25 protein-coding genes are annotated in these 25,609 nt (G+C 57.3%); 14 read left to right on the top strand and 11 right to left on the bottom strand.

Annotation, left to right across the window (positions count from 1 at the left end):
• Nucleotides 1–21 precede the first annotated feature (21 nt).
• From AC2FJC_RS04785 to guaA, 5 genes are all read right to left on the bottom strand, one after another.
• Nucleotides 22–894, bottom strand: coding sequence for an ATPase (locus AC2FJC_RS04785; RefSeq protein ID WP_496738614.1), 873 nt, complete (start codon nucleotides 892–894; stop codon nucleotides 22–24).
• A 49-nt stretch (nucleotides 895–943) separates the two neighbouring features.
• A complete protein-coding gene (locus AC2FJC_RS04780; RefSeq protein WP_282118578.1) occupies nucleotides 944–1,840 on the bottom strand; it encodes a DMT family transporter in 897 nt (298 codons plus the stop codon).
• Between the two features lie 104 nt (nucleotides 1,841–1,944).
• Nucleotides 1,945–3,072 carry an OmpP1/FadL family transporter gene (locus AC2FJC_RS04775; protein ID WP_282151079.1) on the bottom strand — a complete coding sequence of 376 codons (1,128 nt, stop codon included), beginning with the start codon at nucleotides 3,070–3,072 and terminating at the stop codon, nucleotides 1,945–1,947.
• Nucleotides 3,073–3,193: 121 nt separating this feature from the next.
• Nucleotides 3,194–4,099, bottom strand: a complete 906-nt coding sequence (locus AC2FJC_RS04770) for a DMT family transporter (RefSeq protein WP_496738613.1) — start codon at nucleotides 4,097–4,099, stop codon at nucleotides 3,194–3,196.
• Nucleotides 4,100–4,196: 97 nt separating this feature from the next.
• Entirely contained in the window at nucleotides 4,197–5,756 is a 1,560-nt protein-coding gene (gene guaA, locus AC2FJC_RS04765) for a glutamine-hydrolyzing GMP synthase (RefSeq protein ID WP_496738612.1), read from the bottom strand.
• A gap of 91 nt (nucleotides 5,757–5,847) precedes the next feature.
• Between guaA and AC2FJC_RS04760 the strand changes: the two genes are divergently transcribed.
• Nucleotides 5,848–6,288, top strand: coding sequence for a GNAT family N-acetyltransferase (locus AC2FJC_RS04760; protein ID WP_496738611.1), 441 nt, complete (start codon nucleotides 5,848–5,850; stop codon nucleotides 6,286–6,288).
• 133 nt (nucleotides 6,289–6,421) lie between these two features.
• On the top strand, nucleotides 6,422–7,966 hold the full coding sequence (locus AC2FJC_RS04755; protein WP_496733110.1) for a trimethylamine methyltransferase family protein: 1,545 nt from the start codon (nucleotides 6,422–6,424) through the stop codon (nucleotides 7,964–7,966).
• On the opposite strand, the gene AC2FJC_RS04750 is transcribed toward AC2FJC_RS04755, so the two are convergent.
• Entirely contained in the window at nucleotides 7,967–8,266 is a 300-nt protein-coding gene (locus tag AC2FJC_RS04750) for a DUF6477 family protein (RefSeq protein ID WP_108859085.1), read from the bottom strand.
• A gap of 240 nt (nucleotides 8,267–8,506) precedes the next feature.
• Here AC2FJC_RS04750 and AC2FJC_RS04745 point away from each other — a divergent pair, with 240 nt between their 5' ends.
• Nucleotides 8,507–9,616 carry a DUF6456 domain-containing protein gene (locus AC2FJC_RS04745; protein ID WP_496738831.1) on the top strand — a complete coding sequence of 370 codons (1,110 nt, stop codon included), beginning with the start codon at nucleotides 8,507–8,509 and terminating at the stop codon, nucleotides 9,614–9,616.
• Nucleotides 9,617–9,668: 52 nt separating this feature from the next.
• On the top strand, nucleotides 9,669–10,592 hold the full coding sequence (locus AC2FJC_RS04740) for a hydrogen peroxide-inducible genes activator (protein WP_282168414.1): 924 nt from the start codon (nucleotides 9,669–9,671) through the stop codon (nucleotides 10,590–10,592).
• Between the two features lie 47 nt (nucleotides 10,593–10,639).
• Here the strand turns inward: AC2FJC_RS04740 and AC2FJC_RS04735 are convergent, their stop codons facing one another.
• On the bottom strand, nucleotides 10,640–11,188 hold the full coding sequence (locus AC2FJC_RS04735; protein ID WP_496738610.1) for a peroxiredoxin: 549 nt from the start codon (nucleotides 11,186–11,188) through the stop codon (nucleotides 10,640–10,642).
• 263 nt (nucleotides 11,189–11,451) lie between these two features.
• Between AC2FJC_RS04735 and lipA the strand changes: the two genes are divergently transcribed.
• Nucleotides 11,452–12,402, top strand: a complete 951-nt coding sequence (gene lipA / locus AC2FJC_RS04730) for a lipoyl synthase (RefSeq protein WP_496738609.1) — start codon at nucleotides 11,452–11,454, stop codon at nucleotides 12,400–12,402.
• A complete protein-coding gene (locus tag AC2FJC_RS04725; protein ID WP_496738608.1) occupies nucleotides 12,399–13,541 on the top strand; it encodes an amidohydrolase in 1,143 nt (380 codons plus the stop codon). Before lipA ends, AC2FJC_RS04725 begins: the two co-directional genes overlap by 4 nt.
• A 4-nt stretch (nucleotides 13,542–13,545) precedes the next feature.
• Here AC2FJC_RS04725 and AC2FJC_RS04720 read toward each other — a convergent pair whose 3' ends face one another.
• Both AC2FJC_RS04720 and hpt read right to left on the bottom strand, forming a co-directional pair.
• Nucleotides 13,546–13,905, bottom strand: coding sequence for a hypothetical protein (locus tag AC2FJC_RS04720; protein WP_496695312.1), 360 nt, complete (start codon nucleotides 13,903–13,905; stop codon nucleotides 13,546–13,548).
• Nucleotides 13,906–14,036: 131 nt separating this feature from the next.
• Nucleotides 14,037–14,579: a hypoxanthine phosphoribosyltransferase gene (gene hpt / locus AC2FJC_RS04715; protein WP_058271886.1), complete on the bottom strand. Its 543-nt coding sequence runs from the start codon at nucleotides 14,577–14,579 to the stop codon at nucleotides 14,037–14,039.
• Nucleotides 14,580–14,650: 71 nt separating this feature from the next.
• On the opposite strand from hpt, the gene AC2FJC_RS04710 reads away from it, so the two are divergent.
• Together AC2FJC_RS04710 and AC2FJC_RS04705 are read left to right on the top strand one after the other, a co-directional pair.
• Entirely contained in the window at nucleotides 14,651–15,097 is a 447-nt protein-coding gene (locus AC2FJC_RS04710; RefSeq protein WP_282118567.1) for a type II toxin-antitoxin system RatA family toxin, read from the top strand.
• Between the two features lie 37 nt (nucleotides 15,098–15,134).
• The gene (locus tag AC2FJC_RS04705; RefSeq protein ID WP_496738607.1) at nucleotides 15,135–16,430 is read left to right on the top strand and encodes an MmgE/PrpD family protein; all 1,296 of its coding nucleotides are present in this window, start codon (nucleotides 15,135–15,137) and stop codon (nucleotides 16,428–16,430) included.
• On the opposite strand, the gene pyrC is transcribed toward AC2FJC_RS04705, so the two are convergent.
• Entirely contained in the window at nucleotides 16,427–17,464 is a 1,038-nt protein-coding gene (pyrC, locus tag AC2FJC_RS04700; RefSeq protein ID WP_496738606.1) for a dihydroorotase, read from the bottom strand. The two genes, AC2FJC_RS04705 and pyrC, sit on opposite strands and share 4 nt — an antisense overlap.
• Nucleotides 17,465–17,618: 154 nt before the next feature.
• Between pyrC and AC2FJC_RS04695 the strand changes: the two genes are divergently transcribed.
• Nucleotides 17,619–18,527: an AAA family ATPase gene (locus AC2FJC_RS04695; RefSeq protein ID WP_496738605.1), complete on the top strand. Its 909-nt coding sequence runs from the start codon at nucleotides 17,619–17,621 to the stop codon at nucleotides 18,525–18,527.
• Complete coding sequence (locus tag AC2FJC_RS04690; protein WP_496738604.1) at nucleotides 18,527–19,783, top strand: vWA domain-containing protein; 1,257 nt, start codon at nucleotides 18,527–18,529, stop codon at nucleotides 19,781–19,783. The genes AC2FJC_RS04695 and AC2FJC_RS04690 overlap by 1 nt, the downstream gene beginning before the upstream one ends.
• Before the next feature lie 3 nt (nucleotides 19,784–19,786).
• Here AC2FJC_RS04690 and AC2FJC_RS04685 read toward each other — a convergent pair whose 3' ends face one another.
• Entirely contained in the window at nucleotides 19,787–20,287 is a 501-nt protein-coding gene (locus tag AC2FJC_RS04685) for a hypothetical protein (RefSeq protein ID WP_496738603.1), read from the bottom strand.
• A gap of 235 nt (nucleotides 20,288–20,522) precedes the next feature.
• On the opposite strand from AC2FJC_RS04685, the gene AC2FJC_RS04680 reads away from it, so the two are divergent.
• From AC2FJC_RS04680 to AC2FJC_RS04665, 4 genes are all read left to right on the top strand, one after another.
• Nucleotides 20,523–21,491 (top strand): XdhC family protein, encoded by a 969-nt coding sequence (locus AC2FJC_RS04680; RefSeq protein ID WP_496738602.1) that lies wholly within the window; start codon nucleotides 20,523–20,525, stop codon nucleotides 21,489–21,491.
• Nucleotides 21,488–22,489 carry a molybdopterin-binding protein gene (locus AC2FJC_RS04675; RefSeq protein WP_496738601.1) on the top strand — a complete coding sequence of 334 codons (1,002 nt, stop codon included), beginning with the start codon at nucleotides 21,488–21,490 and terminating at the stop codon, nucleotides 22,487–22,489. Before AC2FJC_RS04680 ends, AC2FJC_RS04675 begins: the two co-directional genes overlap by 4 nt.
• 153 nt (nucleotides 22,490–22,642) lie before the next feature.
• Entirely contained in the window at nucleotides 22,643–23,128 is a 486-nt protein-coding gene (locus AC2FJC_RS04670) for a (2Fe-2S)-binding protein (RefSeq protein WP_109311614.1), read from the top strand.
• Nucleotides 23,129–23,207: 79 nt separating this feature from the next.
• On the top strand, nucleotides 23,208–25,568 hold the full coding sequence (locus tag AC2FJC_RS04665) for a xanthine dehydrogenase family protein molybdopterin-binding subunit (protein ID WP_496738600.1): 2,361 nt from the start codon (nucleotides 23,208–23,210) through the stop codon (nucleotides 25,566–25,568).
• The last annotated feature ends 41 nt before the right edge of the window (nucleotides 25,569–25,609 follow it).

The following is a 25,609-nucleotide window of genomic DNA, read 5'->3' as shown; positions in this document are numbered from 1 at the left end:
GTTACTGTGTAGAGGCGGTAATTAAGCCCGGTTTGTCCGGGTCTCAAGGGTGCGTTCGATCAACTCATCGAAATCACCCGCATCGCGGATCTTGTGCATGTCATCAGCGGTGACTGTGACACCCCAATTGTCCGCCATGGCCTGATAGCGCGGTTGGCGGTGGGCCAAGGCACGGGCATAGGTCCAGCGGATAAAGGCGTCCGGGTCGACGTCCTCGGGTGCGTAACCATGTTCGGTGAGGTATTCGTCCCAGACCCGGGTCAGAAACTCTGCCTGATAGGACATCGGCTTAGGGGCCTTATCGAAACGGCGGATCAGTTCTGCAGTGTGATCCTCATCGCCCTTAATCCAGATCATCAAGGTTTGGCGGGACAGCTCGGACAAGACATGATCAGCCGGGTCCTCAGGATCGACCCATTCGCAAATTGACCCGCCGGTATCACAGATGAAGTTCGGGTATTGATACAAACGCTTGGCGCGGTCGATGAAATACTCGGTGTCCAACAGGGCGTGGATCTCAGCAAGGCGGAACTGTTCCTGCCTACGACGATATTCAGTAAGCTCAAGCCCGCCGTGCGCCGGGTTGCCCGGTTTGCCCAGATAGGTCGCAACCGGTGTCAGGTTTTCGAACGAGATATTTGAGCCGATATAGATCGAATCCGACAGCAACAGGTCGCGCAGGAATGGAACTTTCATCGCCTCGGCCTTGGCGTTGTCGATGATGTATTCGCCCATGTACCGGGTGCCGATGCGGTAGTCGATCGAGTAGTGGAACCAGTCCCCGGAATCGCGCAGCACGTTCGACACATAGGTCTTACCCAGCCCAGACATGCCGAAGAACAGCACTTTTTTCCGGGCCGCTTCGCGCCAGTCCTTTGCCGAGCTGTAGATCATTGTCCGCTGTCCCTTTTTCTGACCTAGCTAAAACGGGCAGGGGGCGGCGTCAATCACGTGAGCGGGACCAGTTCAGAATCAACAACCCGATCGCCAGCACGGCAAAGCCCAAAAAGGCCTGCGGCGGTAAGGTTTCGTCGCGCACCAGTGTGCCTAAAACGATGGCGACTGGCGGTATGACAAGCGTTACTAACATCAGGTTTCCGGCCCCGGCCATGGCAAGAACGCGGTAGTACAGCAAGTACGCTCCGGCTGTTGCGATCAGGGCGTAATAGGCAATGGCCGCCCACGTGATCGCCGGCAAGTTCAAAACGGGAAGCCCGTCGACCACGAGGGAAACAGGCAAAATCAGAATGGTTGAGCCGGTCAGCATGCCAGCTGCGGCAACTATGGGAGACAAGCCAGACAACTTGATTCTGGCCCAGGCGCTGGCCAACGCGTAAGAAACTGTTCCTGCGATGATTGCCAGTTGGGCAACGCTTTGAAGGTTGAAAGTCGCGAAATTCTTGAGGCCAATTGCAATTGCTACACCCAGAAACCCCAGACCGACGCCCACACCACGAGCAAGGGTCAACCTCTCGTCCTTGAAAAACATAGCGGCGATCAGGACGCCGAAGACGGCGGTTGCTGCATTCAGGATCGAGGTCAGGCCAGTTTCGATGTAAAGCTGCCCCCAAGCCATAAGCGAGAATGGGATGGCATTGTTCAACAACCCCATCATCAGGAATGCGCCCCAGATGCGCGGACTGGTGGGAACACTCAGCTTTTTAACCCAGACAACGATCCACAACGCCAGCATCGCCCAGAATACGCGGTGCAGAACCGAGGTCATGACGGGGATCGTGTCCAATGCGACGCGGATCGAGATAAAGGATGCGCCCCAGATCACGCCCAGAAGCAACAGTTCGGCCCAAGCCCTTGGAGACAGGTGTTTTTGAGGTTCCATAGCCCGTTCTCGCATTCCCCAAGGCGATGTTCGACCCGAAACTTGCGCAAAGAAAAACCCCGCCAAAAGTGGCGGGGTTTTTGTAGTTGGTTCGGTAGGCGGGATCAGTTCAGCGTGTAAGTGAGCTGAAGGCCGACGCTCCATGCCGAGTTGCCCGAGAATTCGCCACCTGTTGTGGTGGTCGCATCGCCGATATCGGTATAGCGGATACCGCCAGAAATCTGCGCCTGCTCGAAAGTATATGTACCACCTACGCCAAGGCTCCAGAAACCGTCGGTGGGGCCAAGGTTCGAAACAGTGGAACCTGAGGACGTTTCATAGCCCGCAGAGATCGCGCCGGAAAACTCTTCGGTGAACTTGTAGCCAAGACCCAGTGTATAGGTGAAGGTGTCGTCCGCGTAATCAACCAGGTTCTGTTGTGCAGCGGCAGTATAAACCGGCGGTGCCAGAACTGTCTGCGGCCAGTCAACCCAGCGGATCGAGCCGAACAGCAGCGTTTTTGGTGCCACACCAGTCTGGAAGTCCAGATTTACCGATTGAGGCGTCACAACTTCGGTTTCGGTCTGTGCGGTCACAAGCGGTGCAGGGACGGGCGGTGGTCTCCGGTTGATGGACTCCGTCGAGTCGAAATCGTGTGTGATTTTCGAGTTGTAGGTAAGTGCGACACGTGCCGCGATCTCGGGACGTTCCCATGCGACGCCTACGACGTAACCGAAGTCAACCTCAGAACCGGATTCAAATTCGTAACCGGCAACAACCGGGACAGCAACGGTTGCCTTGGCTCGCTGCGCGCGAATACCGCCGATTGCGCTGAAGCCGCCATCGAACTTGTAACGCACCAGGGCAGTAATCGCATCAACATCCGCTTTAGCGCGCAAAACGTCCGTGCGACCACCAAAAGCGGCCAAGGGGTTCTGCGACAAAGGATAGTTCGACGGGTACTCGACATCGGCACCGTACGGTTCATCATAGATGAGAGCAAAGTCCAACTGATCGGTAAAAGAATGCTTGTATGCTAGGTGTGGTGTCCAGAAGCTTTTGGCGATGTTTCCGGAATCAACACCGTTCTGCTCACCGCTCACGTCGGGGTTTGCGTAACCCAAACGGAACTGAACAACAGAACCTTCCTCAAACAGAATGTTGACGCCCTGGCCGCTGCGATCAAGACCGCCTGCGTAAGCACCGGTTGCGCCAACGCATACCGCACACGCCTGTAGAAGCGCTTTTTTCATTAGTTCCTCCCTCTAGGTCTCCTGGAGGTCAGCGCCTGTTGATATGTGGTGCGGACTGACCTGCATTGTGGTGCTCGTTATTTTCTTGAGCTTTACCTTATCGTCAACTGGTGACCGTGCGTTACTTGTGTTGAGTGTCGCGTAGAGGTGTTGCCAAACTGTTACGATTCTCGGCGTGAACGTTCAGGAAAATACCTACGAAAATTACCGCAGCGCCTAATAGGGTCCAGTGATCCAGCGGTTCGTGATACAGGACCATACCTATGACCGCGATTGTGGGCAGGCGTGCAAAGTCAAACGGCACCACAACGGTTGCCGGGGCAATCGCCAGCGCATTTGTGATGCAGTAATGCGCCAGCAACCCGGCCAGCCCCACCAGCAACAAAAACGGAGCTGTGCTTGCCGAGGGCAGGGTGATTTGTCCGTCGATACCCGATGCGATCAGCCCCAGCACGGCTTGCATTACTGTCAGCCAGAACATGATGCATCCGATGCTGGCAAAACGAGTGAGGGACTTTGTCGATATCGTTGTTAAGGCAAAGAAAACAGCGGACATAGCAGCGGTCATCACACCTGCACTGAGAGGCACGGTGCCCGGCCGGGCGACCAGTAGAATTCCCGCAAATCCGATCAGCGCCGATAACACGCGCACGGTCGTCAGGCGCTCTTTCAATAGAAGTGGAGACAACAGGATGACCCATATCGGCTGTGTGAATTCCAGCGCAAATACCTGCGCCAACGGAATGACGCTGACCGCATAAAACCAAAGGTTTTGCCCGGTGAAATGCAATACGTTCCGGATGCCGTGCAAGCCGATCCGTTCGGTCGATACCTGGTGCCACTTTCGCGTCAGGGTCAGGATCAAGGCGACCACGCAGATACCGACGAGGCTGCGGTAGAACATGATTTCGAACGTGTCGTGGGTCACGCTCAGCTCACGGCCCGCGATTGCCATGGACGAGAATGAGGCAATCGCCCCGGTCATCCAGAGCGCTGCCTTGCCGATCTGTGGTCTGGCCGTTTCCATCCGCGCGCCTGTAGCTTTTGGTTATACCAATTTGATTGCTATCGATTTCTTCACGGCGTGAAAAACAAAAAAGCCGGGACAGAGCCCGGCTTTCGCATTATTCCCACTCGATGGTTCCGGGTGGCTTTGATGTGATGTCATAGGTGCATCGGTTGATGCCTTTGACCTCGTTGATGATCCGAGTGGCCGTCTCGCCAAGGAACTCGTGGCTGAACGGATAGTAATCGGCAGTCATGCCATCCACCGATGTCACCGCGCGCAGGGCGCAAGCGTAGTCATAGGTGCGGCCGTCGCCCATGACGCCTACAGTACGCACGGGCAGGATGGCCACAAAGGCTTGCCATATGTCATCGTACAGACCGTGCTTGCGAATCTGGTCGATATAGACCGCATCCGCTTCGCGCAAGATATCCAGCTTTTCACGGGTGATCTCACCGGGGCAGCGAATCGCCAGACCGGGACCGGGGAAGGGGTGGCGGCCGATAAAGCTCTGGGGCAGGCCCAACTCACGACCCAGCGCGCGGACTTCGTCCTTGAACAGCTCGCGCAGGGGCTCGACCAATTTCAGGCCCATCTTTTCGGGCAGGCCGCCAACATTGTGGTGCGACTTGATCGTGACGGATGGGCCGCCCGAGAAGGACACCGATTCAATGACGTCCGGATACAGCGTGCCTTGCGCAAGGAACTCTGCACCATCGATGGTGTCAGCGTGTTTCTGGAATACATCTATGAACAGCTTTCCAATGATCTTGCGTTTGGTTTCGGGGTCGCTTTGACCTTCGAGTTCACCAAGGAAAAGATCGCTTTCGTTCGCGTGGATCAGCTGGATGTTGTAATTGTCGCGGAACATGCCGACGACTTCTTCGGCCTCGTTCTTGCGCAGCAAGCCATGGTCCACGAATACACAGGTCAGCTGATCACCGATTGCCTCGTGGATCAGGATCGCCGCGACCGAGCTGTCAACACCACCGGACAGACCGCAGATGACTTGTTTGTCGCCGACCTGCTCGCGGATCTTTTCGATCATCTGTTCGCGATAGGCACCCATGGTCCAATCGCCCTTGAACCCGGCAAGTTTGACGAAATTCTCATACAGTTTTGCACCCTTGGGTGTGTGGTGCACTTCGGGGTGGAACTGAACCGCATAGAAGTGACGGTCGCTGTCCGCTGTAATCGCGAAAGGTGCGTTGGGGGAGGTGCCGTAAACGGTGAAGCCGGGCGCGATTTCGCTGACATGGTCGCCGTGGCTCATCCAGACTTGTTCATCGCCATCGGTGAACCAGCCGTCCAGAATATCCAGCTTTTGGTTGGGGGTCACAAACGCACGCCCAAACTCGGCCGTGCCGTGTCCGCTTTCAACCTTGCCGCCCAGCTGGTGCATCATCACCTGTTGGCCGTAGCAGATGCCAAGGATCGGAACGCCGTAATCAAAAATCTCTTGCGGGACACGGGGCGAACCCTCACGCGTCACACTGTCAGGACCGCCCGAGAATATCACGGCCTTGGGGGCCATTTCCCGCACAAAGTCCATCGTGACTTTTTGATAGGGGTGGATTTCGCAATAGACATTCAGCTCGCGCAGGCGGCGCGCAATAAGCTGCGTAACCTGGCTGCCGAAGTCGATGATCAGAAGGCGGTCATGGGTGTCTTGGGTCATGGTTGGCTATTAGGTCGCAAGCCTTGCATGTGCAAGCGCTATGACGTCATTTGTGCAATTGAGCCTCAGGATAATACAGAAAGAACGCGAGATGCCCGAGTTCATACTACGCCGCGCAAGTGCTGCTGATACCGAAGCCGTCACAACGTGCATTGCGGCGGCCTATGCGGAGGCATTGCGCGATATTCCTGATCTGCCCGATGTCACGGACGGCGTTGGCGAAGACATCGCCGCGCATCAGGCTTGGGTTGCCACGAAGGATGAAGACATCGTCGGGTTTATTGTTTTTGACCGGGTCGATTCTGCGATGATGATATTTAACCTCGCCGTATCGCCAAAGGCACAAGGGGCAGGGTTGGCGAGGCAGTTGATCGAATTAGCTGAACAAGAAGCCAAGGGGACGGGCGCCACTAAGCTTAGGTTGCGAACGCATAAATTGATGCGAGCGACAGTCTCCATGTATCTCTACTTAGGGTGGCACGAGAAAGAGGTGAGCGGAAAGACCATCCTGATGGAGAAGGAACTTTCCTGATCAGAGCAAGTGCCTGACGGTTTTGGTTCCTGCGGATGTCGCTTTTCCCCCTATAGCGCCGTAAATTAGATGCTTTGCCCCAAATGCTTGCTGTAACAAACTGATCAAATCAATCAATAGACGGGATCTTCTCATGGCAGAGGCAAACACCCGGCGTCGGGCAAGAGGTGGCGGTGGTGCCGCCCGCCGGGCCGAACGTACCGCGGTTCGCATCGAAACGGCGAAATACATCGAACGGAATATTCCGAACTTCGAGGTTCTCAACGAAGAAGCGTTGGAAATCATCGAAACCAATGCGGAAACCATTCTGGCCGAAGTCGGCGTGAACTTTGTCGACAACCCAGCCGCGTTGCAGCGCTGGAAAGACGTTGGCGCCGATGTCGATGGTGAACGCGTCCGCATTCCGCGTGGTCTGGCACGTCAGCTGATCAAAACCGCGCCCAGCGAATTCACGCAGCATGCCCGTAACCCCGAGAAATCGGTTGTCATCGGTGGCCGCAATCTGGTTCTGGCCCCGGTGTATGGCCCGCCCTTTGTGCGGGACGCGCAAGGTGGCCGTCGTTATGCGAACATGGAAGATTTCAACAAGTTCGTGAAACTGGCGTATATGTCCAAGTGGTTGCACCATTCGGGCGGGACCGTGTGCGAGCCGACTGATATTCCGGTGAACAAGCGTCACCTGGACATGCTGATGGCGCACATGACCTTGTCGGACAAGCCGTTCATGGGCTCGGTCACCGATCCAAGCCGCGCGCAGGATTCGGTTGAAATGTGCGAGATTCTGTTCGGCAAAGAGTTCGTTCAGGAAAACACAGTGATGACCTCGCTGACCAACATCAACTCGCCGATGACCTTCGACGACGTGATGATGGGCGCGCTGGAAGTTTATGCGAAGAACAATCAGGCCTGCATCATCTCGCCCTTTATCGTGGGTGGTGCGATGGCGCCGGTATCGATTGCAGGGACATTAACGCAGGTTCTGGCCGAAGTTCTGGCTGGTGTCGCGTATAGCCAGATCATCCGTCCGGGTGCGCCTGCGATTTTCGGTGCCTTTGTGTCATCGATCGATATGAACTCTGGCGCGCCGACATTTGGTACGCCCGAGGCATCGATGGTTACCTACGGTGCGGGCCAGCTGGCGCGACGTCTGAACCTGCCGTTCCGCTCGGCCGGGTCGTTCTGCGGCTCGAAATTGCCTGATGCACAGGCGGCTTATGAGACCGCAAACTCGTTGAACATGGGGCTGATGGCTGGCGTGAACTTCATGCTGCATTCCTGCGGCTGGCTTGAAGGCGGTCTTGTTGCAGACTTCGAAAAGTTCGTCATGGATGCCGACCAGTTGGGCGTTCTGCATGGTCTGGCCAAGGGAGTGGCCTATGATGAAAACGCGCAGGCGATGGATGCGATCCGCGAAGTTGGCCCGGGCGGTCACTATCTGGGCTGTGCCCATACGCAGGCGAATTTTAAAGAAGCGTTCTGGAAGTCCGAGGTCCTGGATTACAAACCCTTTGAGACCTGGGAAGACGAAGGCGGGCGCGACACACGCCAATTGGCCACGTCGCGGGTCGAGCATCTGCTGGCCAATTACCAGCAACCGCAACTCGACCCCGCCGTCAACGAAGCATTGAACGCATACGTGGTGGAAAAGAAAGCATCCATGCCGGATGCCTTCACCTGATCATTGATATTGCGCGGCGCGACTGGCTTTGAACAGTTGCGCCTCGCCCAACAGCGCGATCAGCAGGTCCAGATGGCGGACCAGCGAATAGGCGGCGTCTTCGGCCAGCCTTTGGGCGTTAACCTCTCGTTCCAATTCCAACAGACGAACCAGCGCAGATCCTGTGCCGGGCAGTGATCCGTATCCCAGAACACGCTGAAGATGCCGATCCCGATCATACTCCTGCGCCCCAATTTTTGCGGCCCGAGCCAACAGGCGTGGGCGGCGGAGCGTTGTAATCATGGTCATCAGGTCCTGCATTTCGGTGATCCCTTGGTTGAACAGAAGATAGCCATTTGTCACACAACCTAAGCGAGTGTTGCCTTGTGCGGGTTCTCTCCGAACTCTTACTTCATGAGTGTTTATGATTTTGAATCAAATCTGGTCGTTGTTTCTCCCGGTTAACGAACGAGTAACGAAAGCGGCTCTAGTTAGGATTGGTTAACACATTCACCGGGGGCGATTGAGAACCGATTGTTTTGTCGACGAGGGCAAGTGACTATGCAAGAAAACATGGCTTTCACCATTCCGGCGTGGGTGCCTGAAGGGGCGCAGAGATACCTGGCGCATACCGAAACCGGTCAATCGATCCGCGACATCGCGCGATCCGTGGGGTGCCATGCGTCAACCATACTCAGACAAATCCGACGTATTGAAATGCGCCGGGACGATCCGTTGGTGGATGCTGCGCTGCAAGCACTGGCAGAGGTCCATTTCACGGATCAACAAGGGCGCGCTGGGTCCTTGAACGAGCCTTTGGGGATTCAGGTCAACGATGCAGCAAGCAAGGACGATGAGTTTAACCGCGAAGCTCTTCGAATACTGCGTCGCCTTTGCGAAACCGGCGCGGTTCTGGCTGTGGCGGAAGAGATGGACAAGGCTGTGGTCGTTCGGGACACCGGCGACAGCGGGACCGCAAGAACTGCGGTCGTCGATTGCACGATTGCGCAAGCGCTGGCTCTGAATGATTGGATATCCTGCGATAATCCTGGACGTATTTCCCGGTATCGCATCTCTTCCGCTGGGCGGTCGGCCTTAAGCCAACTGATCGCCGAGGCCGAGAACAAAGCCCGCGCCAGAAACGAGTTCGGCATGGCCGAGGCGCAATCGCCGTTTCAGGCGCATGGCGAACAAAGACAGGACAGGTCGTCGCACGGCGCCAGACGTATTCGGTACAGTGCTGCCGAAAGTCCGCTGATCGCGTTGGCGCGCAGGCGGGACAAGGACGGAAAGCCCTTTCTCGACGAAACTCTGGTCGGCGCTGGCGAACGGCTACGCGAAGACTTTGAACTGTCGCAGATCGGTCCGCAGGTTGCCCAAAACTGGGATCACTTTCTAACGGCCGGGGGGCGGGGAAGTTTCGCAAATGGAACGTATGCAGGCCAGGGATCGTCAGACGCCCGCGCTCGGGTTGAACGTGCCCTGTCGGATCTGGGACCGGGGTTAAGCGACGTGGCACTGCGGTGCTGCTGTTACCTTGAGGGGCTCGAATTAGCCGAAAAACGCATGGGGTGGTCGGCGCGTTCCGGGAAGATCGTATTGCGCATCGCCCTGCAACGCCTCAAGCGCCATTACGAAGATCAGGCAGAGAAAACTCGCCTGATTGGGTAGAATTTCCATAATTCGCAGTTGAGGTTTCAGGGGGTAGTGATAGGAATTGCCTATGAATTTTACCCTCAGACAGCTTCAGTATTTTAATGCGGTGGCGGATCAGCGCAATTTTGGCCGTGCGGCGCAGGTCTGCCATGTTTCGCAGCCAGCGCTGTCGGTTCAAATCAAAGCGTTGGAAGAGACTTTGGGCGGCCCGCTGTTTGAACGTCAGGCGCGCGACATCCTGCTGACGCCATTGGGGCGCGATGTGCTGGACTACGCCCGTCAAGTGCTTGGCGCGGCAGACAGGCTGGACCAGTTCGCAAAGGATCATTCCGTTGGGCATCGGTCTTTGGCGATTGGAATCATCCCGACGATTGCGCCTTATCTTTTGCCTGGTGTGCTTGCCGGGCTGCGCACAGCCGACGTCTCCTTGCGGGTGCAGATCCGAGAGGCCCGGACCGAGCGCTTGCTGGCCATGCTGCGGGCCGGGGAAATCGATGCCGGTGTGATGGCCTTGCCGGCCGGTGGCAGCGAATTGTTCGAATTGCCACTTTTCGAGGATCGCTTTCTGCTTGCCGGAAGCGCGGGGCGGCTTGGGACAGTACACTCAGACCCGGATGCCTTGCGCCCGGTGGATCTGCAGACCGCGCAGTTGATGTTGCTGGATGACGGACATTGCCTGACGGATCAGGCGCTTGAGGTCTGTGGTCAGGACAGAAGCAGCGGTTTGATCAATATGGGGGCGTCCTCATTGGCGACTCTGTCGCGACTGGTTGCCGAAGGGTTTGGTCTGACACTTATGCCTGAACTCGCGGCCCGCTCGGAGACCGAAGCTGTTCCGGGGCTCAAGCTCATGCGGTTCGGGGCACCGCAACCTGCGCGGACTGTGGGATTGGTCCGGCGCCTTTCGACGGGACATGAAGACTGGTTCGACAGTCTTGCGGAAGTCATCCGGCGTGTTGGCGATGATATCGTAACCGCGACCCGCCATTAAAAAAGGCCCGCCTGAGGCGAGCCTTTGATACGTCAGCCTGACAATTGTTATGCCAGTGCCGGTTCTTTGGCTTCTTCCAGGTGCTTCATCAGGGTTTCTGGGGACGAAACTCCATAGGGGTCTTCTGGGCAGTTGTCCATCAGGCCGGGCTCTTCGAACCAGGCTTCGACCACACCATCGGTTACGATGGCAGCGTAGCGCCACGAACGCATGCCAAATCCCAGGTTTTCCTTGTCGACCAGCATGCCCATTTTGCGGGTAAATTCGCCTGAACCGTCAGGGATGACTTTTACGTTTTTCAGGCCCTGATCCTGTGCCCATTTGTTCATGACAAAGCTGTCATTCACGGACATGCAGTAGATTTTATCGATGCCCTTGGCAGTGAAATCAGCATAGCCGTTTTCGAAACCGGGCAGTTGGTAGGTCGAGCATGTGGGCGTAAACGCACCGGGCAGGGAAAACAGGATGACGCGCTTGCCTGCGAAGTAATCAGCGGTTGTTTTGTCTTCCCAACGGAACGGGTTGGGTCCTTCGATTGCTTCATCCCGAACGCGGGTATGGAAGGTAACGGAAGGCAGTTTTGCGCCGGTTTTCATCTACGGGCTCCTGTGATTCACATTAGAATTAGTGGTGATTTAAAACAGTTCTAAACCGCCTTCAACGCCAGAAATGCTGCAATTGCGATATAGCTTTAGGTGGCTGTAAACGAAAGTTAATCTGCCTAGAGTGTTTGAAGTGCCGGGCTTTTTTCTGCGAGTGCAAACGTACCGTGCATGGCGGGTATACCCGGGTGGCATAGTCTGCGCGTGCGTATTATGTTAGTGCAAAGCAAATTGACCCAAAGTCAGGAAAGCCAGCCGTGCGTGATCTGAAGATCCCAGAACAACGTCATCCCGAAAAAGCGCATCGTCCAGACAATGCGCAGCCCAAAAAGCCCAAGTGGATACGCGTCAAGGCACCCGGCGGTACGGGTTATGCTGAGACGCACAAGATCATGCGCGAAAACAATCTGGTCACTGTCTGTGAAGAGGCCGGATGCCCAAATGTCGGCGAATGCTGGAGCCAGGGCCACGCCACCATGATGATCATGGGCGAGATTTGTACCCGCGGTTGCACGTTTTGCAACATCGCGACAGGCCGCCCTGATGATCTGGATGTTTTTGAACCGGGTCGTGTGGCCCACGCAGTCGAAAAATTGGGCCTGAACCACGTCGTGATCACGTCGGTTGACCGCGATGACCTGAAGGACGGAGGTGCCGACCATTTCGCGCAGACGATACGCGCGGTGCGGCATCGGTCGCCTAAGACGACGATTGAAATCTTGACACCAGATTTTCTTAAATGTGATTCTTCCGTTCTTGAAACTGTCGTCGAGGCCAAGCCGGACGTGTTCAACCACAATCTGGAAACCGTACCCGGTCTGTACCTCGAAGTGCGTCCCGGTGCGCGTTATTTCCACTCGCTGCGGCTGTTGCAGCGCGTCAAAGAGCTGGACCCGTCTATTTTCACCAAATCGGGAATCATGGTCGGCTTGGGTGAGAATGAGCAAGAAGTTCGGCAGGTCATGGATGACATGCGAGCCGCCGATATCGACTTTTTAACCATCGGTCAGTATCTGCAGCCCACGCCCAAACACCATGGTGTGGATCGGTTCGTGACGCCGGAAGAATTCGAATCCTACGAAAAAGCTGCTTATGGCAAAGGGTTCTTAATGGTGTCCGCGACACCTCTGACCCGGTCGTCCTATCACGCGGGCGATGACTTTGCCCGGTTGCGTGAGGCTCGCCAGAAAAAGCTGGAACAGGGGTGACACCCGAAGCGCACGCGCGGCTGACACGCCTGCGCCACAACCTGCACCAATATCCCGAACTTTCCGGGCAGGAGCACGATACCGCTGCCCGCATGACAGAGCTGTTGCAGGGATTCGGTGCGGACCATGTGCTTACCGGACTGGGGGGGCACGGTGTTGCCGCGGTTTTTGACAGTGGGCAAGCTGGGCCGACCGTGGGTATCCGGTGCGAGTTGGACGGACTGCCGATTCAAGAACTTGGCACGCACCCCTATGTGTCGAAGGTTCCGGGCAAAGGGCATTTGTGCGGCCATGATGGGCACATGACGATGGTGCTTGGCGTTGCCGAAGACCTGGCGCGACAGCGACCTAATAAGGGTCGGGTGGTATTGATCTTTCAACCGGCTGAGGAAACCGGGCAAGGCGCCATCGCCTTTCGCGCGGACCCTCAATTCGCGCAGATCGCGCCGGACTATGTGTTCTCTCTGCACAACCTGCCGGGGTTGGAACTTGGTGCAGTTGAGTTGTGTCAGGGTTCGGCCAATTGCGCCTCGCGCGGGATGAAAATCATCCTGACCGGCAAGACGTCCCATGCGGCTGCGCCTCAGGATGGGGTTTCACCTGCTCGGGCAATGTCTGAATTGATGTTGCAACTGGCAGGCTTGGGCGCGGGCGGCGCGTTGGATGCCGATTTTGCGCTGACAACTGTGACGCATGCCCGTTTGGGAGAGCCGACTTTCGGCGTCGCTCCGGGACAGGCCGAGATCTGGGTAACCTTGCGCACCGTTTCAGATGCCCGGATGCAGACGCTGATGACCGAGGCCGAGGCGCTGGCGCGCCGCGTCGCATCCGCCGACAGTCTGGAGTTTGAGATCACCTATGACGATGTCTTCGAGGCCTGCGTCAATCACCGCGACGCGGTGAGCATCATCGCAACGGCCTGCGCCGAGCGTGGAGTAGTGTGCCATTCAACAGAGACGCCGCAAAAGTTCTCAGAAGATTTCGGGCAATTTGGGAAAGGCGCGAAAACGGCTATGTTCTGGCTGGGGTCAGGGCAGGATCATCCGCAATTGCATAACCCTGACTATGATTTCCCAGACGCACTTATCCCGGTAGGAGTAGACGTATTTGTTGCCGCAATTCGATCACTTAATGGCTGAAACTTCAGTTTACGAGATCGCTCACTATTCCAACGGCATCAATGACTGTCTTAGTGTCATCTGATATCGACAGGATTTCGTCATCCACGCGAATATATCGCTGACCGGCGGGTAGGGGCTTCAACTTCCAGCCGTCCAGGTCATCAAGATAATCAAAATTCAGATCGTTAGGGATTTTCTGACCTCGTGTATAACGCTTGATCTGTCCAGGCGGTACACCAACGCCATTATTGGTCTTTATCGACTTTTCGATTTTCGACTTGTCTGGGCCTTTCCCTTTGCCCTTGTTGTCTTTTGCGTCCGCAAGACCAACCGTTGCGGCGACTGCGCAAGTCGCCAGAAGCCCAATAGACATTACTTTCATAAGCAGAATCCTCCCAAGATGGTCGGAGGGTAATCTGTTGTTGAGGGCGTTGTCCAATGGTATTCAATTAAGTGAATGCAAGGGTGCGCAACTACTTTGACTATTGGAATCTGGGTTTGTTTTTGCCCCTCTCAGTCTTCGACAAAACGAACCTTACCAATAAACGGCAGGTTGCGATTGCGCTGCGCGTAGTCGATCCCGTAACCCACAACGAATTCGTCCGGAATTTCAAAGCCGATCCAATCGGAACGGAAATCGACCTCGCGCCGGCTGGGTTTGTCCAGCAAGGCAATGGACTTGAGTCGGCTTGGCTTGCGGCTGCGCAAGAGTTTTGTAACGTGGTTCAGCGTGTGGCCGGTGTCGACAATATCCTCGACCGCTAAAACATCGCGCCCTTCAATCGCACCGCGCAAGTCCTTGAGAATGCGTACTTCCCGGCTGCTTTCCATCGCGTCTCCATACGAGGATACTTCGAGGAAATCGACTTCGATCGGCAGGTCCAGCTCGCGCACCAGATCCGCGATGAAGACGAAACTGCCGCGCAGCAGGCCGACCACGATCAGCTTGTCGGTATCTCCGAATTCTGCCGTGATTTCGCGGCATAATTCCTCGATTCGGGCTGCAATCGCCTTGGCCGAGATCATCGTATCTATCACATATGCGCGGTCGCTCATCGCTGCCCCCTTGATCTTTGGCGCGCAACATACGACATGACGCGCCATTGTCACCTGAAAAACCGGACGCCATGCCTACTCATTCGGAAACACGTCACCTTCCTTACACTGCTCAGCAGATGTACGAGCTGGTCGCGGACGTGGCAAAGTATCCCGAGTTTCTGCCGTGGTGCGCAGCTGCCCGCATTCGTCGGACCTATGCGGCGGGCGAGGCGCAGGTCATGGAAGCCGATCTGGTGATCTCGTTCAAAGTGTTCCGCGAACGGTTCGGCAGCCGGGTGACATTGTTTGCCGATCAGAGAAGAATCGACACTGAATATCTGGACGGCCCATTCAAATACATGAAATCCGACTGGCAATTCGCTGACGCCGACGATGGCGGATGCAACATCACGTTCCACGTGGATTTCGAATTCAAGAACGCGATCCTTCAGGGGATCATCGGCGTGGTCTTCAACGAGGCTATGCATCGGATCGTTCAGGCCTTTGAGACCCGCGCAAAGGACTTGTACAGCTAGGTCTTTACCCCGGGTTGGCGGTCGCTAGACTGCGCCCATGACCGATTTTACCACATCACTGGCAGCCTTCGCGGCGGGGCCTATCACGACGACTTTGCAGACGCGGGTCGTTACGTCTCTTTCTGTTTTGGACTGGATTGCTGTCGGGCGTGCCGGAGTTGATGAGCCTGTTTCCCGGACAGTGCGCGACCTCGTGCTTGGCGAAGGGGGTGCGGAACAAGCAAGCCTTTTTGGTGGAGGTGCGGCACCCCTGCGCGGTGCTGCATTGGTAAACGGAACCGTGTCGCATGCCCTAGACTATGACGACACGCATTTCGCCCATATCGGCCATCCATCGGTTGCCGTCCTTCCGGCGGCGCTGGCGCTAAGCGAATGGGACGATCGTATTCTGGTCGATCTCCTTGAAGCCGCGCTGGTTGGGATGGAGACGTCCATTCGGATCGGCCTCTGGCTGGGGCGTGATCACTATCAGGCGGGCTTTCACCAAACGGCAACGTCCGGTGCGTTTGGTGCGGCTGTCGCTGCAGGGCGCATACTGGGGTTCGACGTCGAACAGATGCGCAAAGTTCTGGGCCTGACGGCGACTAGGGCTGCCGGTCTAAAGGCGCAATTCGGAACGATGGGAAAACCTTATAACGCGGGTCTTGCGGCCTCTGCCGGGGTTGAGGCAGCTTTGTTGGTAGCATCGGGATTCGATCCCAATTCAGACGCGCTGGAAGGGTCCTATGGATTCGGCGCGACACATAAAGGACAGTCTGACATTGCAGCCTCATTGGATGGGCTGGGTGCGGAATGGCTTTTTGAAAGCGTCAGTCACAAGTTTCATGCCTGTTGCCACGGATTGCACGCCGCGCTTGAGGCCGCGCGCGACCTGGATATCGCCGAACCGGAAGTCGCCGAGATCAAGATCAAGACGCATCCAAGGTGGATGAGCGTCTGCAACCAGACATCCCCGACAACTGGCCTTGGTGCCAAGTTCTCATATCGGACGGTGATTGCGATGCAGGCGCTTGGCTATGATACGGCCCTGCCAGGCAGCTATTCGGACAAGATATGCGCCGACCCGCGTCTAGTATCCTTGCGGGACCGAGTCTCTGTCGAAGCGGATAACAGTTTGTCAGAAACGCAGGCGCAGCTGACCTTGTTGCGCCGGGATGGGGCAAGGCGCGAGGCCACGCATGACCTGTTGGCCCCCATGACTTTGTCAGATCGTGAGGACCGGGTGCGCGGCAAGGCCAACAAGCTAATCGGAACAGATGACGCGGACGCGATCTGGTCGATGCTGAGCACCGGAGGCCGCGCCCGCGATTTGTCTGCGTTGCTGGCGGGTTAAGTCACGCGCCAGTGCAACGGGAAACCCGGTTCAAACACTGTGACGGGTCCGTCATCGGATTCGATCTTGTCCGAGTAATCTACTGGTTCGCCCTTGGTCAGGGTGATGGTTTCCTCGTTCACCGGCAGGCGATAGAAAGCCGGGCCATTCAGCGAAACAAAGCCTTCCAGCTTGTCCAAAGCGCCTTCACGGTCAAACATTTCCGCCACCAGCGACATTGTATTGGTCGCCGTGAAACATCCCGCACACCCACAGGCCATTTCCTTGTTTGCGTCGGTGTGGGGTGCGCTGTCCGTACCCAGGAAATACCGCGCATCGCCCGAAGTCGCTGCCGCCAGCAGAGCCAGTCGATGTTCTTCGCGCTTGGCGACAGGCAGGCAATAGTAGTGCGGCTTGATTCCACCAACGAGGATGTGGTTGCGGTTGATGATCAGGTGGTGCGCCGTGATCGTTGCACCCAGATCTTTGTCATTGGATTTGACGTATTCGACACCGTTCGCGGTCGTGATGTGCTCCATCACCACGCGCAGTCCGGGTGTGGCCTTGCGGATCGGATCCAGAACACGGTCGATGAACACAGTTTCGCGGTCAAAAATGTCGATCTCGGCGTCGGTCACCTCACCATGCACGCACATGGGCAGGCCAATCTCGGCCATCTTTTCCAGCACCGGACGCACTTTGTCGAAATCCTGCACGCCCGAGGCAGAGTTGGTTGTTGCGCCCGCCGGGTACAGTTTGACCGCTTTGACCAGACCGCTTGCATGAGCTGCGGCCATGTCTTCGGGGTCGGTATCCTCGGTCAAGTACAGCGTCATCAACGGCTCGAACGTCATGCCCTCGGGCAGCGCGGCCAATATGCGGTCGCGATAGGCGGCGGCCTGATCGCCGCGCACGACGGGCGGCACAAGGTTCGGCATGATGATCGCGCGGGCAAAATGACGCGCGGTTTCGGGCAGGACGGCCTGCAACATCGCGCCATCGCGCAGGTGCAGATGCCAGTCGTCGGGGCGGCGGATCGTGAGGGTATCGGTCATGGCCTTCCGCTAGCACAGCGGACCCGGCGGTGAAAGACCTTCAATTCGGTCCCAGACCTTGTCAATCAGTCCGATCGTCGTAAGTCCCGGAAAGAACACGGCCTTGACGCGCGCGGGTGGTCATGAACTGTTGTGGCAAGGGAGAGATCGAAACATGACACAGCCAGATTCCATCGACGCCGTCCAATCCATGTTGGGTTCACAGGGCTATGTCTGCGGGCGTGCGCTGGCGACGGTGGTGTTTCTGTCCCTGAAACTGGGCCGACCACTGTTTCTGGAAGGTGAGGCTGGGGTGGGCAAGACCGAGATCGCCAAGGCCCTTGCCGCCGGTCTGAATCGGCGCCTGATCCGGCTGCAATGCTACGAAGGTCTGGATGCTTCTTCCGCTGTTTACGAATGGAACTTTCCGGCGCAGATGGTGGCGATCCGCACGGCCGAAGCCTCGGGCGGGGCGGATCGGGGCACATTGCAGACCGAACTATTCTCGGACGAGTACCTGATCGAACGCCCGCTGCTGCAGGCGATGCGCCCGGATGAAAACGGCGCGCCGGTCCTGTTGATCGATGAGCTTGATCGCACAGACGAACCGTTCGAGGCGTTCCTGCTCGAAGCGCTCAGCGATTTTCAGGTCACGATTCCTGAACTGGGCACGGTCAAAGCACCGGAGCCGCCCATCGTTATCGTCACCTCGAACCGCACACGTGAGGTGCATGATGCACTAAAAAGACGCTGCCTCTATCATTGGGTCGACTACCCCGATTTCGACCGAGAAATCGAAATCCTGCACGCGCGCGCGCCGGAAGCTGCCGAAGCGCTTAGCCGTGAGGTCGTGGCCTTTGTTCAGCATCTACGCACCGAAGACCTGTTCAAGAAACCGGGTGTGGCTGAGACGATAGATTGGGCCAAATGCCTGCTTGCGCTGGACGTCATCAACCTCAGCCCCGAAGTGATCGGAGACACCCTGGGTGCGATCTTGAAATACCAGGACGACATCCAGAAATTGCAGGGGTCCGAGGCGAAACGAATACTGGATCAAGCCAAAGCGTCGCTGGAACCAGCCTGATGGCTGAACAGCTTCCGATCGACATTCCGGACAACCCCAAGCTGGCGCAAAACATCACCCATTTCGCACGCGCGTTGCGTAAGGCCGGGCTACCGATAGGGACGGGTCGAGTGGTGGATGCTATTCGCGCGGTTCAGGCGGCGGGGTTCACGGAAAAACAGGATTTCTACTGGACATTGCACGCCTGTTTTGTGAACCGCCCGGAACACCGCGCTATATTTGCACAGGTCTTTCGCCTCTATTGGCGTGACCCCCGATATCTTGAGCACATGATGTCCATGATGCTGCCTGCCATTCGCGGCGTACAGGAAGAACGCAAGGCTGACGCGGCCGAAAAGCGCGCGGCCGAGGCGTTGTTGGACGGGGTTGAACGTGATCTGCCCGAGGTGGCTGAGCAGCAAGAAGAATCCGAGTTAGAGATCGACGCCTCGCAAACGGCGTCCTCCGAGGAACGTCTGCGCAGTCTGGACTTTGAGCAGATGAGCACCGCCGAGATCGCGCAAGCTAAGCGCATGCTGTCGCGGCTTGCTCTGCCGGTGAAGCCCATAGAATCCAGGCGCGGTCAGGCCAGCCATCTGGGACATCGCATCGACCGGGCGCGGACATTGCGCGCCGCGATGCGTCAGGGTGGAGAGTTGCGCGATATTGCCAAGCTGAAGCCGAAACCTCGATGGCCCAATCTTGTTGTGCTTTGCGATATTTCGGGGTCGATGAGCCAGTACAGCCGGATCGTCCTGCATTTCCTGCATGCGGTGTCGAACGCCAAAGGGGCGGGCTGGGCCAAGGTTCACGCGTTCACCTTTGGGACGCGTCTGACGAATATCACCCGTCATCTTCAGCAGCGCGACGTAGATGCCGCACTGGCCGCCGCCGGGGCTGAGGCTCAGGATTGGGAAGGGGGAACGCGGATTGGCGAATGCCTTCATGCGTTCAACCGCGACTGGTCGCGGCGGGTCATGGGGCAGGGTGCTGTGGTCCTATTGATTTCGGACGGGCTGGATCGCGGAGACCCCGAGGCGTTGGGTAAAGAGACGGAGCGATTGCACCTGTCTGCGCGTCGTCTGATTTGGTTGAATCCATTGCTACGGTGGGATGGGTTCGCGCCCAAAGCGCAGGGCGTCGCGGCCATGCTGCCCCATGTTGACAGTTTCCGCGCTGGTCACTCGATCGCGTCGTTGGAAGATCTGGCCAATGTCATCTCGAAACCCGATGACGTGGGTGAGAAAGCGCGGTTGATGACCGCGCTTTCCGACTAAGTATCAGCTCAGCTGTTCTTCGTTGCACTTGCGGGCCATTTCCATGGCTTTGTAAGTGCCGGTCAGATCAACGGTGAAGGCAAATTCCTTTTCCGGGAACACAACCATGACCTTTTGCTTGGCGAGGTCATCGGCGAATTGGGGATCGTCGGACAGGACGTAACCACCTGAGTAACCCTTGGTGATGTTGCCCTTCATACCGGTAGCTTCACCAACATAGATGTTGTCGCCCAGCAGGACCGCGACAGCTTCTTTTTCACCGCGCTTGATGTCGGTCTTGGCCTTGGTGAAGACGCCAACATAGCCCACGCCACGATCTTCGGTCAGGCCCATTTGAACGACGTTTTCAGCGTCATCAACAGCTTCGATCAGGCAGGATTTCTTGTCCTCGTCAATAAATACTTTCCAACCTTCAACCTCGCCGTAACGCAGGAACGAGTCTGCGGATGCAACGCTTGCGGTGAACAGGCCAAGTGCCATTCCGAGTGTAAAAATGCGTTTCAACTCTCTGTCTCCATTGTCAAAAATTAATATGCGCATACTGGAATGCAGCAGCTACGCATGTAGGCTATAATCTGGGCCGGGTGCAATCAATGATTTGTGGGCTGCTTGGCAATCTGGGCTTGTGTACGCCGATGCAATTTAACAGACAGGTCGAACATCCGGTATTCGCCTTAAGGCTTACTTTTCATTGCGCCAAACCTGCCTATGTTGGTTCAGAACACGCCGGGAGGGTGCAATGGACAGATTCGACAACAGCCCAGAGACGGCCCTGAAATGGCATGACGAAGGTCATCCAACCGCGTTGGCCACGGTGGTTGAAACCTGGGGTAGCGCGCCGCGCCGCGTCGGCGCACAGTTGGTGATCGCCGCAGACGGGCGGATCGAAGGGTCGGTATCCGGCGGCTGTGTCGAAGGCGCGGTCATCGTCGAAGCGCTTGAGGCGATGGACGAAGGTGATGCGCGCCTGTTGGAATTTGGCGTCAGCGATGAGGACGCTTTTGCCGTGGGTTTGGCCTGTGGCGGAACGATCCGCGTTTTAGTGGAACCTATCGGTTCGGTCCTGCCAGAATCCATGTTGCGAGATCTGGTCAAAGCCCGCGCACAGCGGGAACCGGTGGCCTATGAAGTTAATACCGAAACCGGTCACCGGGCTTTGCGCCGCAACGCTTATCCGGTTCGAATGCGGATGGACCGATCAGGTTTTGAAGAAGACGGAAAGACATTTGTTGCGGTTCATAACCCACCGCTACGCTTAATAATTGTGGGCGCAGTGCACATTGCGCAGGCGCTGGTTCCGATGGCCCGGATCGCAGGATATGATCCGGCCATCATCGACCCGCGCGATGCCTTTGCCTCTCGTGCCCGTTTCCCGGGCGAAACCATCCTGACTGATTGGCCGGACGAGGCGGTGGCCAAGCTGGGCATGGATACGCGAACCGCTGTTGTCTTGCTAACGCATGACCCCAAGTTGGACGACCCGGCTTTGGAATCCGCCTTGAAGGCGGGCGTGTTTTATATCGGGGCTCTGGGGTCCACGCGTACGCATGCCAAGCGGGTTGCTCGCATGAAAGAGGCGGGTTTTACGGACGAACAGATTGCCCAGATCCACGGACCGATTGGATTGGACATCGGCGCGGCGGGTCCGTCCGAGATCGCGGTGGCCATCCTCGCCCAGATGACGGCCGTGCTGCGGGGCAAGGCGTGAAATTCGGTCCCGTTCCTGTCGCCGAGGCCACCGGCGCGATCCTTGCACACTCCGTCCAGGTTCAGGATGCCAAGTTGCGCAAAGGATTGCTGCTGACTGCCGAACATGCGGCTCATCTGGGTGCAGCTGGATATGATGAGGTCACAGTTGCGCAGCTTGAGCCCGGCGATTGCCACGAAGACGAGGCTGCTGAAATGTTGGCCGCTGCACTTGCGCCTGATCCAGATGCCGCCGGATTACGGGTAACGCAGCCGTTTACCGGGCGCGTGAACCTGCTGGCCGACGGGCCGGGTGTTGTCGAATTGGACGTTGCGGCCCTGCAGGAGTTCAACTGCGTCAACCCGATGATCACAGTAGCGACGGTGCCGCAATATCAACAGATGGGTCCGGGCGGGATGGTCGCCACAATCAAGGTGATATCCTACGCCGTTCCAAAGGATGACGTCGTGCAGGCCGCTGGTCTGGCTAGGGCCTCGATTCGTCTGGTGGCACCGGTACATAAAACGGCAGGGCTGATCGTAACGGATATTCCCGGAGGTCCAACCAACGAAAAGGGGATCGCAGCCATTCGCGGCCGGGTAGAAACCCTTGGCATGGACCTCAGCGATGTACGGATCGTTCCACACAAAGCCGAACCGCTGTCGGAGGCTATTTCAGAGGCTGCCGGTGACATTGTGATGATCCTGACCGGCTCTGCGACATCTGATGTTTTTGATGTTGCACCTCAGGCCGTGCGGGCGGCTGGCGGTCAGGTGGATAGGTTCGGCATGCCTGTCGATCCCGGCAATCTGCTGTTTCTTGGATCACTCGGCCCAAGGCCAGTAATCGGATTGCCCGGATGCGCCCGTTCGCCTGCATTGAACGGCGCGGATTGGGTCTTGTCGCGGGTTGCTTGCGGCATCGAAACAACCGGCGCGGACATTGCTGGGATGGGGGTTGGCGGGCTGTTGAAAGAAATCCCGACGCGGCCGCAACCACGCGCGTCGCGCAAAAGGTGATGTGGCAGATTTTAGCTTTTCTTCTTAGGCGGCCGAGATAGAAAAGACGACCCCTACGAACGTCGGATATTGGCGCTAAATATTTTTGTTCTCAAACAAATTTTCCCGTGTTTAACTCGGCGACAGCGATAAAAGCCAATAGGGGAGGATCTTATGACCAAGGTCTCAATGACCGTGAACGGTAAGACCGTGAGCGGTGAGGTGGAAGGGCGGACGTTGTTGTCCGGTTTTCTACGCGAGAATCTCAATCTCACTGGCACTCATGTGGGTTGCGATACAGCGCAATGCGGCGCGTGTGTTGTTCATGTGAACGGCGAGGCCGTGAAGTCCTGCAATATGCTGGCGCTTGAGGCAGACGGGGCTGATGTGGGCACGATCGAAGGCCAGGCTAACCAAGATGGCTCGCTGAACGTGATTCAGCAGGCATTTCAGGACCATCACGGCCTGCAATGCGGTTTCTGCACACCGGGAATGGTCATGAGTGCTGCAGCACTGCTGAAAGAAAACCCGCGCCCGACCGAAGCCGAGGTGCGCAAGTATCTGGAAGGCAACCTGTGCCGTTGCACCGGCTACCACAACATTGTCAAGGCGATCATGGCCGCATCTGGTCAGGACGTCAGCAGCATCGCTGCCGAATGATGCCGCTGCGGGCGTCCGATGAAGCGCCCGTGGGAAGACATAGGATGCACAGCATCCGTTTATGGGAGGAGAACAAGCAATGCCCAAAGACAGTGGCATCGGAGCCAGTTCCAAGCGGCGCGAAGACGTACGCTTTCTGACGGGAGCGGGCAATTATACCGACGACATCAACGTACATGGCCAGGCCTATGTACATTTCCTACGGTCCGACATCGCGCATGGACGGATCCAAAGTATCGACACCTCTGCAGCTGAAGGCATGCCGGGCGTGGTGAAGGTTTTCACCGGCAAGGATTTCGAAGGCGTGGGCGGGATGCCCTGCGGTTGGGAAGTGACCGACAAGCACGGCGCGCCGATGCAGGAGCCGCCGCACCCCATTTTGGCACAAGGTAAGGTGCGCCATGTGGGCGACCCGATTGCGGCCGTTGTGGCAGACAGCCTCGAACAGGCCCGTGATGCGGCCGAGGCGATCGATCTGGATATCGAAGAACTGCCGGCTGTCATGAACATGAAAGCTGCTGCTCAGGATGGGTCGACGCTGGTTCACGACGATCTGAAAAACAACATCTGCTATGACTGGCAATTGGGTGAGACGGACGACGCCAAGGTCGATGAGGTCTTTGCCAATGCAGCTCACGTAACGACGCTGGATCTGGTCAACAACCGCCTGGTCGCAAACCCGATGGAACCGCGTGTGGCGGTGGGTGAGTACAAGCGTGGTACGGACGAATACACGCTATTTACCACGTCGCAAAACCCGCATGTGATCCGCCTGCTGATGTGTGCTTTTGTTCTGGGCCTGCCCGAACATAAAGTGCGCGTGGTGGCCCCGGACGTGGGCGGCGGTTTTGGCACCAAGATATTCCACTATGCGGAAGAAGCGTTCTGCACCTTTGCCGCCAAGGCCTGCAATCGCCCGGTCAAGTGGACCTCAAGCAGGTCCGAGGCGTTCATGTCCGATGCCCATGGCCGCGACCATGTCAGCAAGATCGAGTTGGCGCTGGATGCAGACAACAACTTCATCGGCCTGCGCACCAACACCTATGCGAACCTTGGTGCGTATCTGTCGACCTTCTCTAGCTCAGTTCCGACCTGGCTGCACGGCACGCTGATGGCAGGCAACTACAAGACGCCGGTCATTCAGGTGAATGTGAAGGCGATGTTCACCAACACGGTGCCGGTGGACGCCTATCGCGGCGCTGGACGCCCAGAGGCGACCTACCAGCTGGAGCGTGTCGTTGACAAAGCTGCACGCGAGTTGGGTGTTGATCCGATTGCCCTGCGCCGTCAGAACTTTATCACTCAGTTCCCCTATGACACTCCGGTCGCACTGACTTATGACACCGGGGATTACAACGGGACGATGGACAAGCTTGAGGTCGCTGCCGATCTGGCGGGTTTCGCCGCGCGTCGGGCCGAAAGCGAAGCCAATGGCAAGCTGCGTGGTCTGGGCATCAACTGCTATATTGAGGCCTGCGGTATCGCGCCTTCGAACATCGTCGGGATGCTGGGGGCCCGCGCGGGTCTGTATGATGCCGCAACTGTTCGGGTGAACGCCACCGGTTCGATCAGCGTCATGGTGGGCGCACACAGCCACGGGCAGGGGCACGAGACGGCCTTTCCGCAAGTCGTAGCCGACATGATCGGTATCGACGAGTCGATGGTCGAGATCGTTCATGGTGACACCTCCAAGATCCCGTTTGGTATGGGCACATACGGTTCGCGTTCGCTGGCCGTTTGTGGTTCGGCCATGGTCAAGGCGACGGAAAAGGTGATCGAGAAAGCGAAGAAGATCGCGGCCCACCTTTTGGAAGCGTCCGAGGCCGATATCGAGCTTAAGGACGGTCAGTTCAGCGTCGCGGGCACGGACAAATCGGTGGCCTGGGGTGATGTGACCCTGACGGCTTATGTTCCGCACAACTATCCGCTGGAAGTTGAGCCAGGGTTGGAGGAGACCGCGTTTTACGACCCGGCCAACTTTACTTACCCCGCCGGTGCATATGCGTGCGAGGTCGAGGTTGACCCCGAGACCGGTCAGGTGACCATCGAGGCCTTCACTGCCGCTGACGACTTTGGCAACATAGTCAACCCGATGATCGTCGACGGTCAGGTTCATGGCGGTATCGGTCAGGGTATTGGTCAGGCGCTGCTGGAAAACTGTGCCTATGACGAAAACGGTCAGTTGCTGAGCGCGTCTTTCATGGATTATGCGATGCCGCGCGCGGATGACGTACCTTTCTATGGTGTCGATCATTCCAGCCAGACGCCCTGTACGCATAACCCGTTAGGTGTGAAGGGCTGCGGCGAAGCCGGTGCAATTGGCTCGCCGCCGGCGGTGGTCAATGCGGTGTTGGATGCGCTGAACTCGGGCGGCAAGGCGGTCGATCACATCGATATGCCGGTGAGCCCGTCCCGCGTCTGGGCGGCGATGAACAGCTGATTGGTTGGGTGGGCTGGGGGCTCTGCCCCCAGACCCCCGGA

The sequence above is a fragment of the Ruegeria sp. CDSB117 genome, assembly GCF_059611005.1.
This window is presented reverse-complemented; position numbering and strand designations above follow the sequence as displayed.

What these genes read in the sequence shown, in the direction of transcription:
- AC2FJC_RS04785 (WP_496738614.1), bottom strand. Translation starts at nt 894, where the DNA reads ATGATCTACAGCTCGGCAAAGGACTGGCGCGAAGCGGCCCGGAAAAAA.
- AC2FJC_RS04780 (WP_282118578.1), bottom strand. Translation starts at nt 1,840, where the DNA reads ATGGAACCTCAAAAACACCTGTCTCCAAGGGCTTGGGCCGAACTGTTG.
- AC2FJC_RS04775 (WP_282151079.1), bottom strand. Translation starts at nt 3,072, where the DNA reads ATGAAAAAAGCGCTTCTACAGGCGTGTGCGGTATGCGTTGGCGCAACC.
- AC2FJC_RS04770 (WP_496738613.1), bottom strand. Translation starts at nt 4,099, where the DNA reads ATGGAAACGGCCAGACCACAGATCGGCAAGGCAGCGCTCTGGATGACC.
- guaA (WP_496738612.1), bottom strand. Translation starts at nt 5,756, where the DNA reads ATGACCCAAGACACCCATGACCGCCTTCTGATCATCGACTTCGGCAGC.
- AC2FJC_RS04760 (WP_496738611.1), top strand. Translation starts at nt 5,848, where the DNA reads ATGCCCGAGTTCATACTACGCCGCGCAAGTGCTGCTGATACCGAAGCC.
- AC2FJC_RS04755 (WP_496733110.1), top strand. Translation starts at nt 6,422, where the DNA reads ATGGCAGAGGCAAACACCCGGCGTCGGGCAAGAGGTGGCGGTGGTGCC.
- AC2FJC_RS04750 (WP_108859085.1), bottom strand. Translation starts at nt 8,266, where the DNA reads ATGCAGGACCTGATGACCATGATTACAACGCTCCGCCGCCCACGCCTG.
- AC2FJC_RS04745 (WP_496738831.1), top strand. Translation starts at nt 8,507, where the DNA reads ATGCAAGAAAACATGGCTTTCACCATTCCGGCGTGGGTGCCTGAAGGG.
- AC2FJC_RS04740 (WP_282168414.1), top strand. Translation starts at nt 9,669, where the DNA reads ATGAATTTTACCCTCAGACAGCTTCAGTATTTTAATGCGGTGGCGGAT.
- AC2FJC_RS04735 (WP_496738610.1), bottom strand. Translation starts at nt 11,188, where the DNA reads ATGAAAACCGGCGCAAAACTGCCTTCCGTTACCTTCCATACCCGCGTT.
- AC2FJC_RS04720 (WP_496695312.1), bottom strand. Translation starts at nt 13,905, where the DNA reads ATGAAAGTAATGTCTATTGGGCTTCTGGCGACTTGCGCAGTCGCCGCA.
- hpt (WP_058271886.1), bottom strand. Translation starts at nt 14,579, where the DNA reads ATGAGCGACCGCGCATATGTGATAGATACGATGATCTCGGCCAAGGCG.
- AC2FJC_RS04710 (WP_282118567.1), top strand. Translation starts at nt 14,651, where the DNA reads ATGCCTACTCATTCGGAAACACGTCACCTTCCTTACACTGCTCAGCAG.
- AC2FJC_RS04705 (WP_496738607.1), top strand. Translation starts at nt 15,135, where the DNA reads ATGACCGATTTTACCACATCACTGGCAGCCTTCGCGGCGGGGCCTATC.
- pyrC (WP_496738606.1), bottom strand. Translation starts at nt 17,464, where the DNA reads ATGACCGATACCCTCACGATCCGCCGCCCCGACGACTGGCATCTGCAC.
- AC2FJC_RS04695 (WP_496738605.1), top strand. Translation starts at nt 17,619, where the DNA reads ATGACACAGCCAGATTCCATCGACGCCGTCCAATCCATGTTGGGTTCA.
- AC2FJC_RS04690 (WP_496738604.1), top strand. Translation starts at nt 18,527, where the DNA reads ATGGCTGAACAGCTTCCGATCGACATTCCGGACAACCCCAAGCTGGCG.
- AC2FJC_RS04680 (WP_496738602.1), top strand. Translation starts at nt 20,523, where the DNA reads ATGGACAGATTCGACAACAGCCCAGAGACGGCCCTGAAATGGCATGAC.
- AC2FJC_RS04670 (WP_109311614.1), top strand. Translation starts at nt 22,643, where the DNA reads ATGACCAAGGTCTCAATGACCGTGAACGGTAAGACCGTGAGCGGTGAG.
- AC2FJC_RS04665 (WP_496738600.1), top strand. Translation starts at nt 23,208, where the DNA reads ATGCCCAAAGACAGTGGCATCGGAGCCAGTTCCAAGCGGCGCGAAGAC.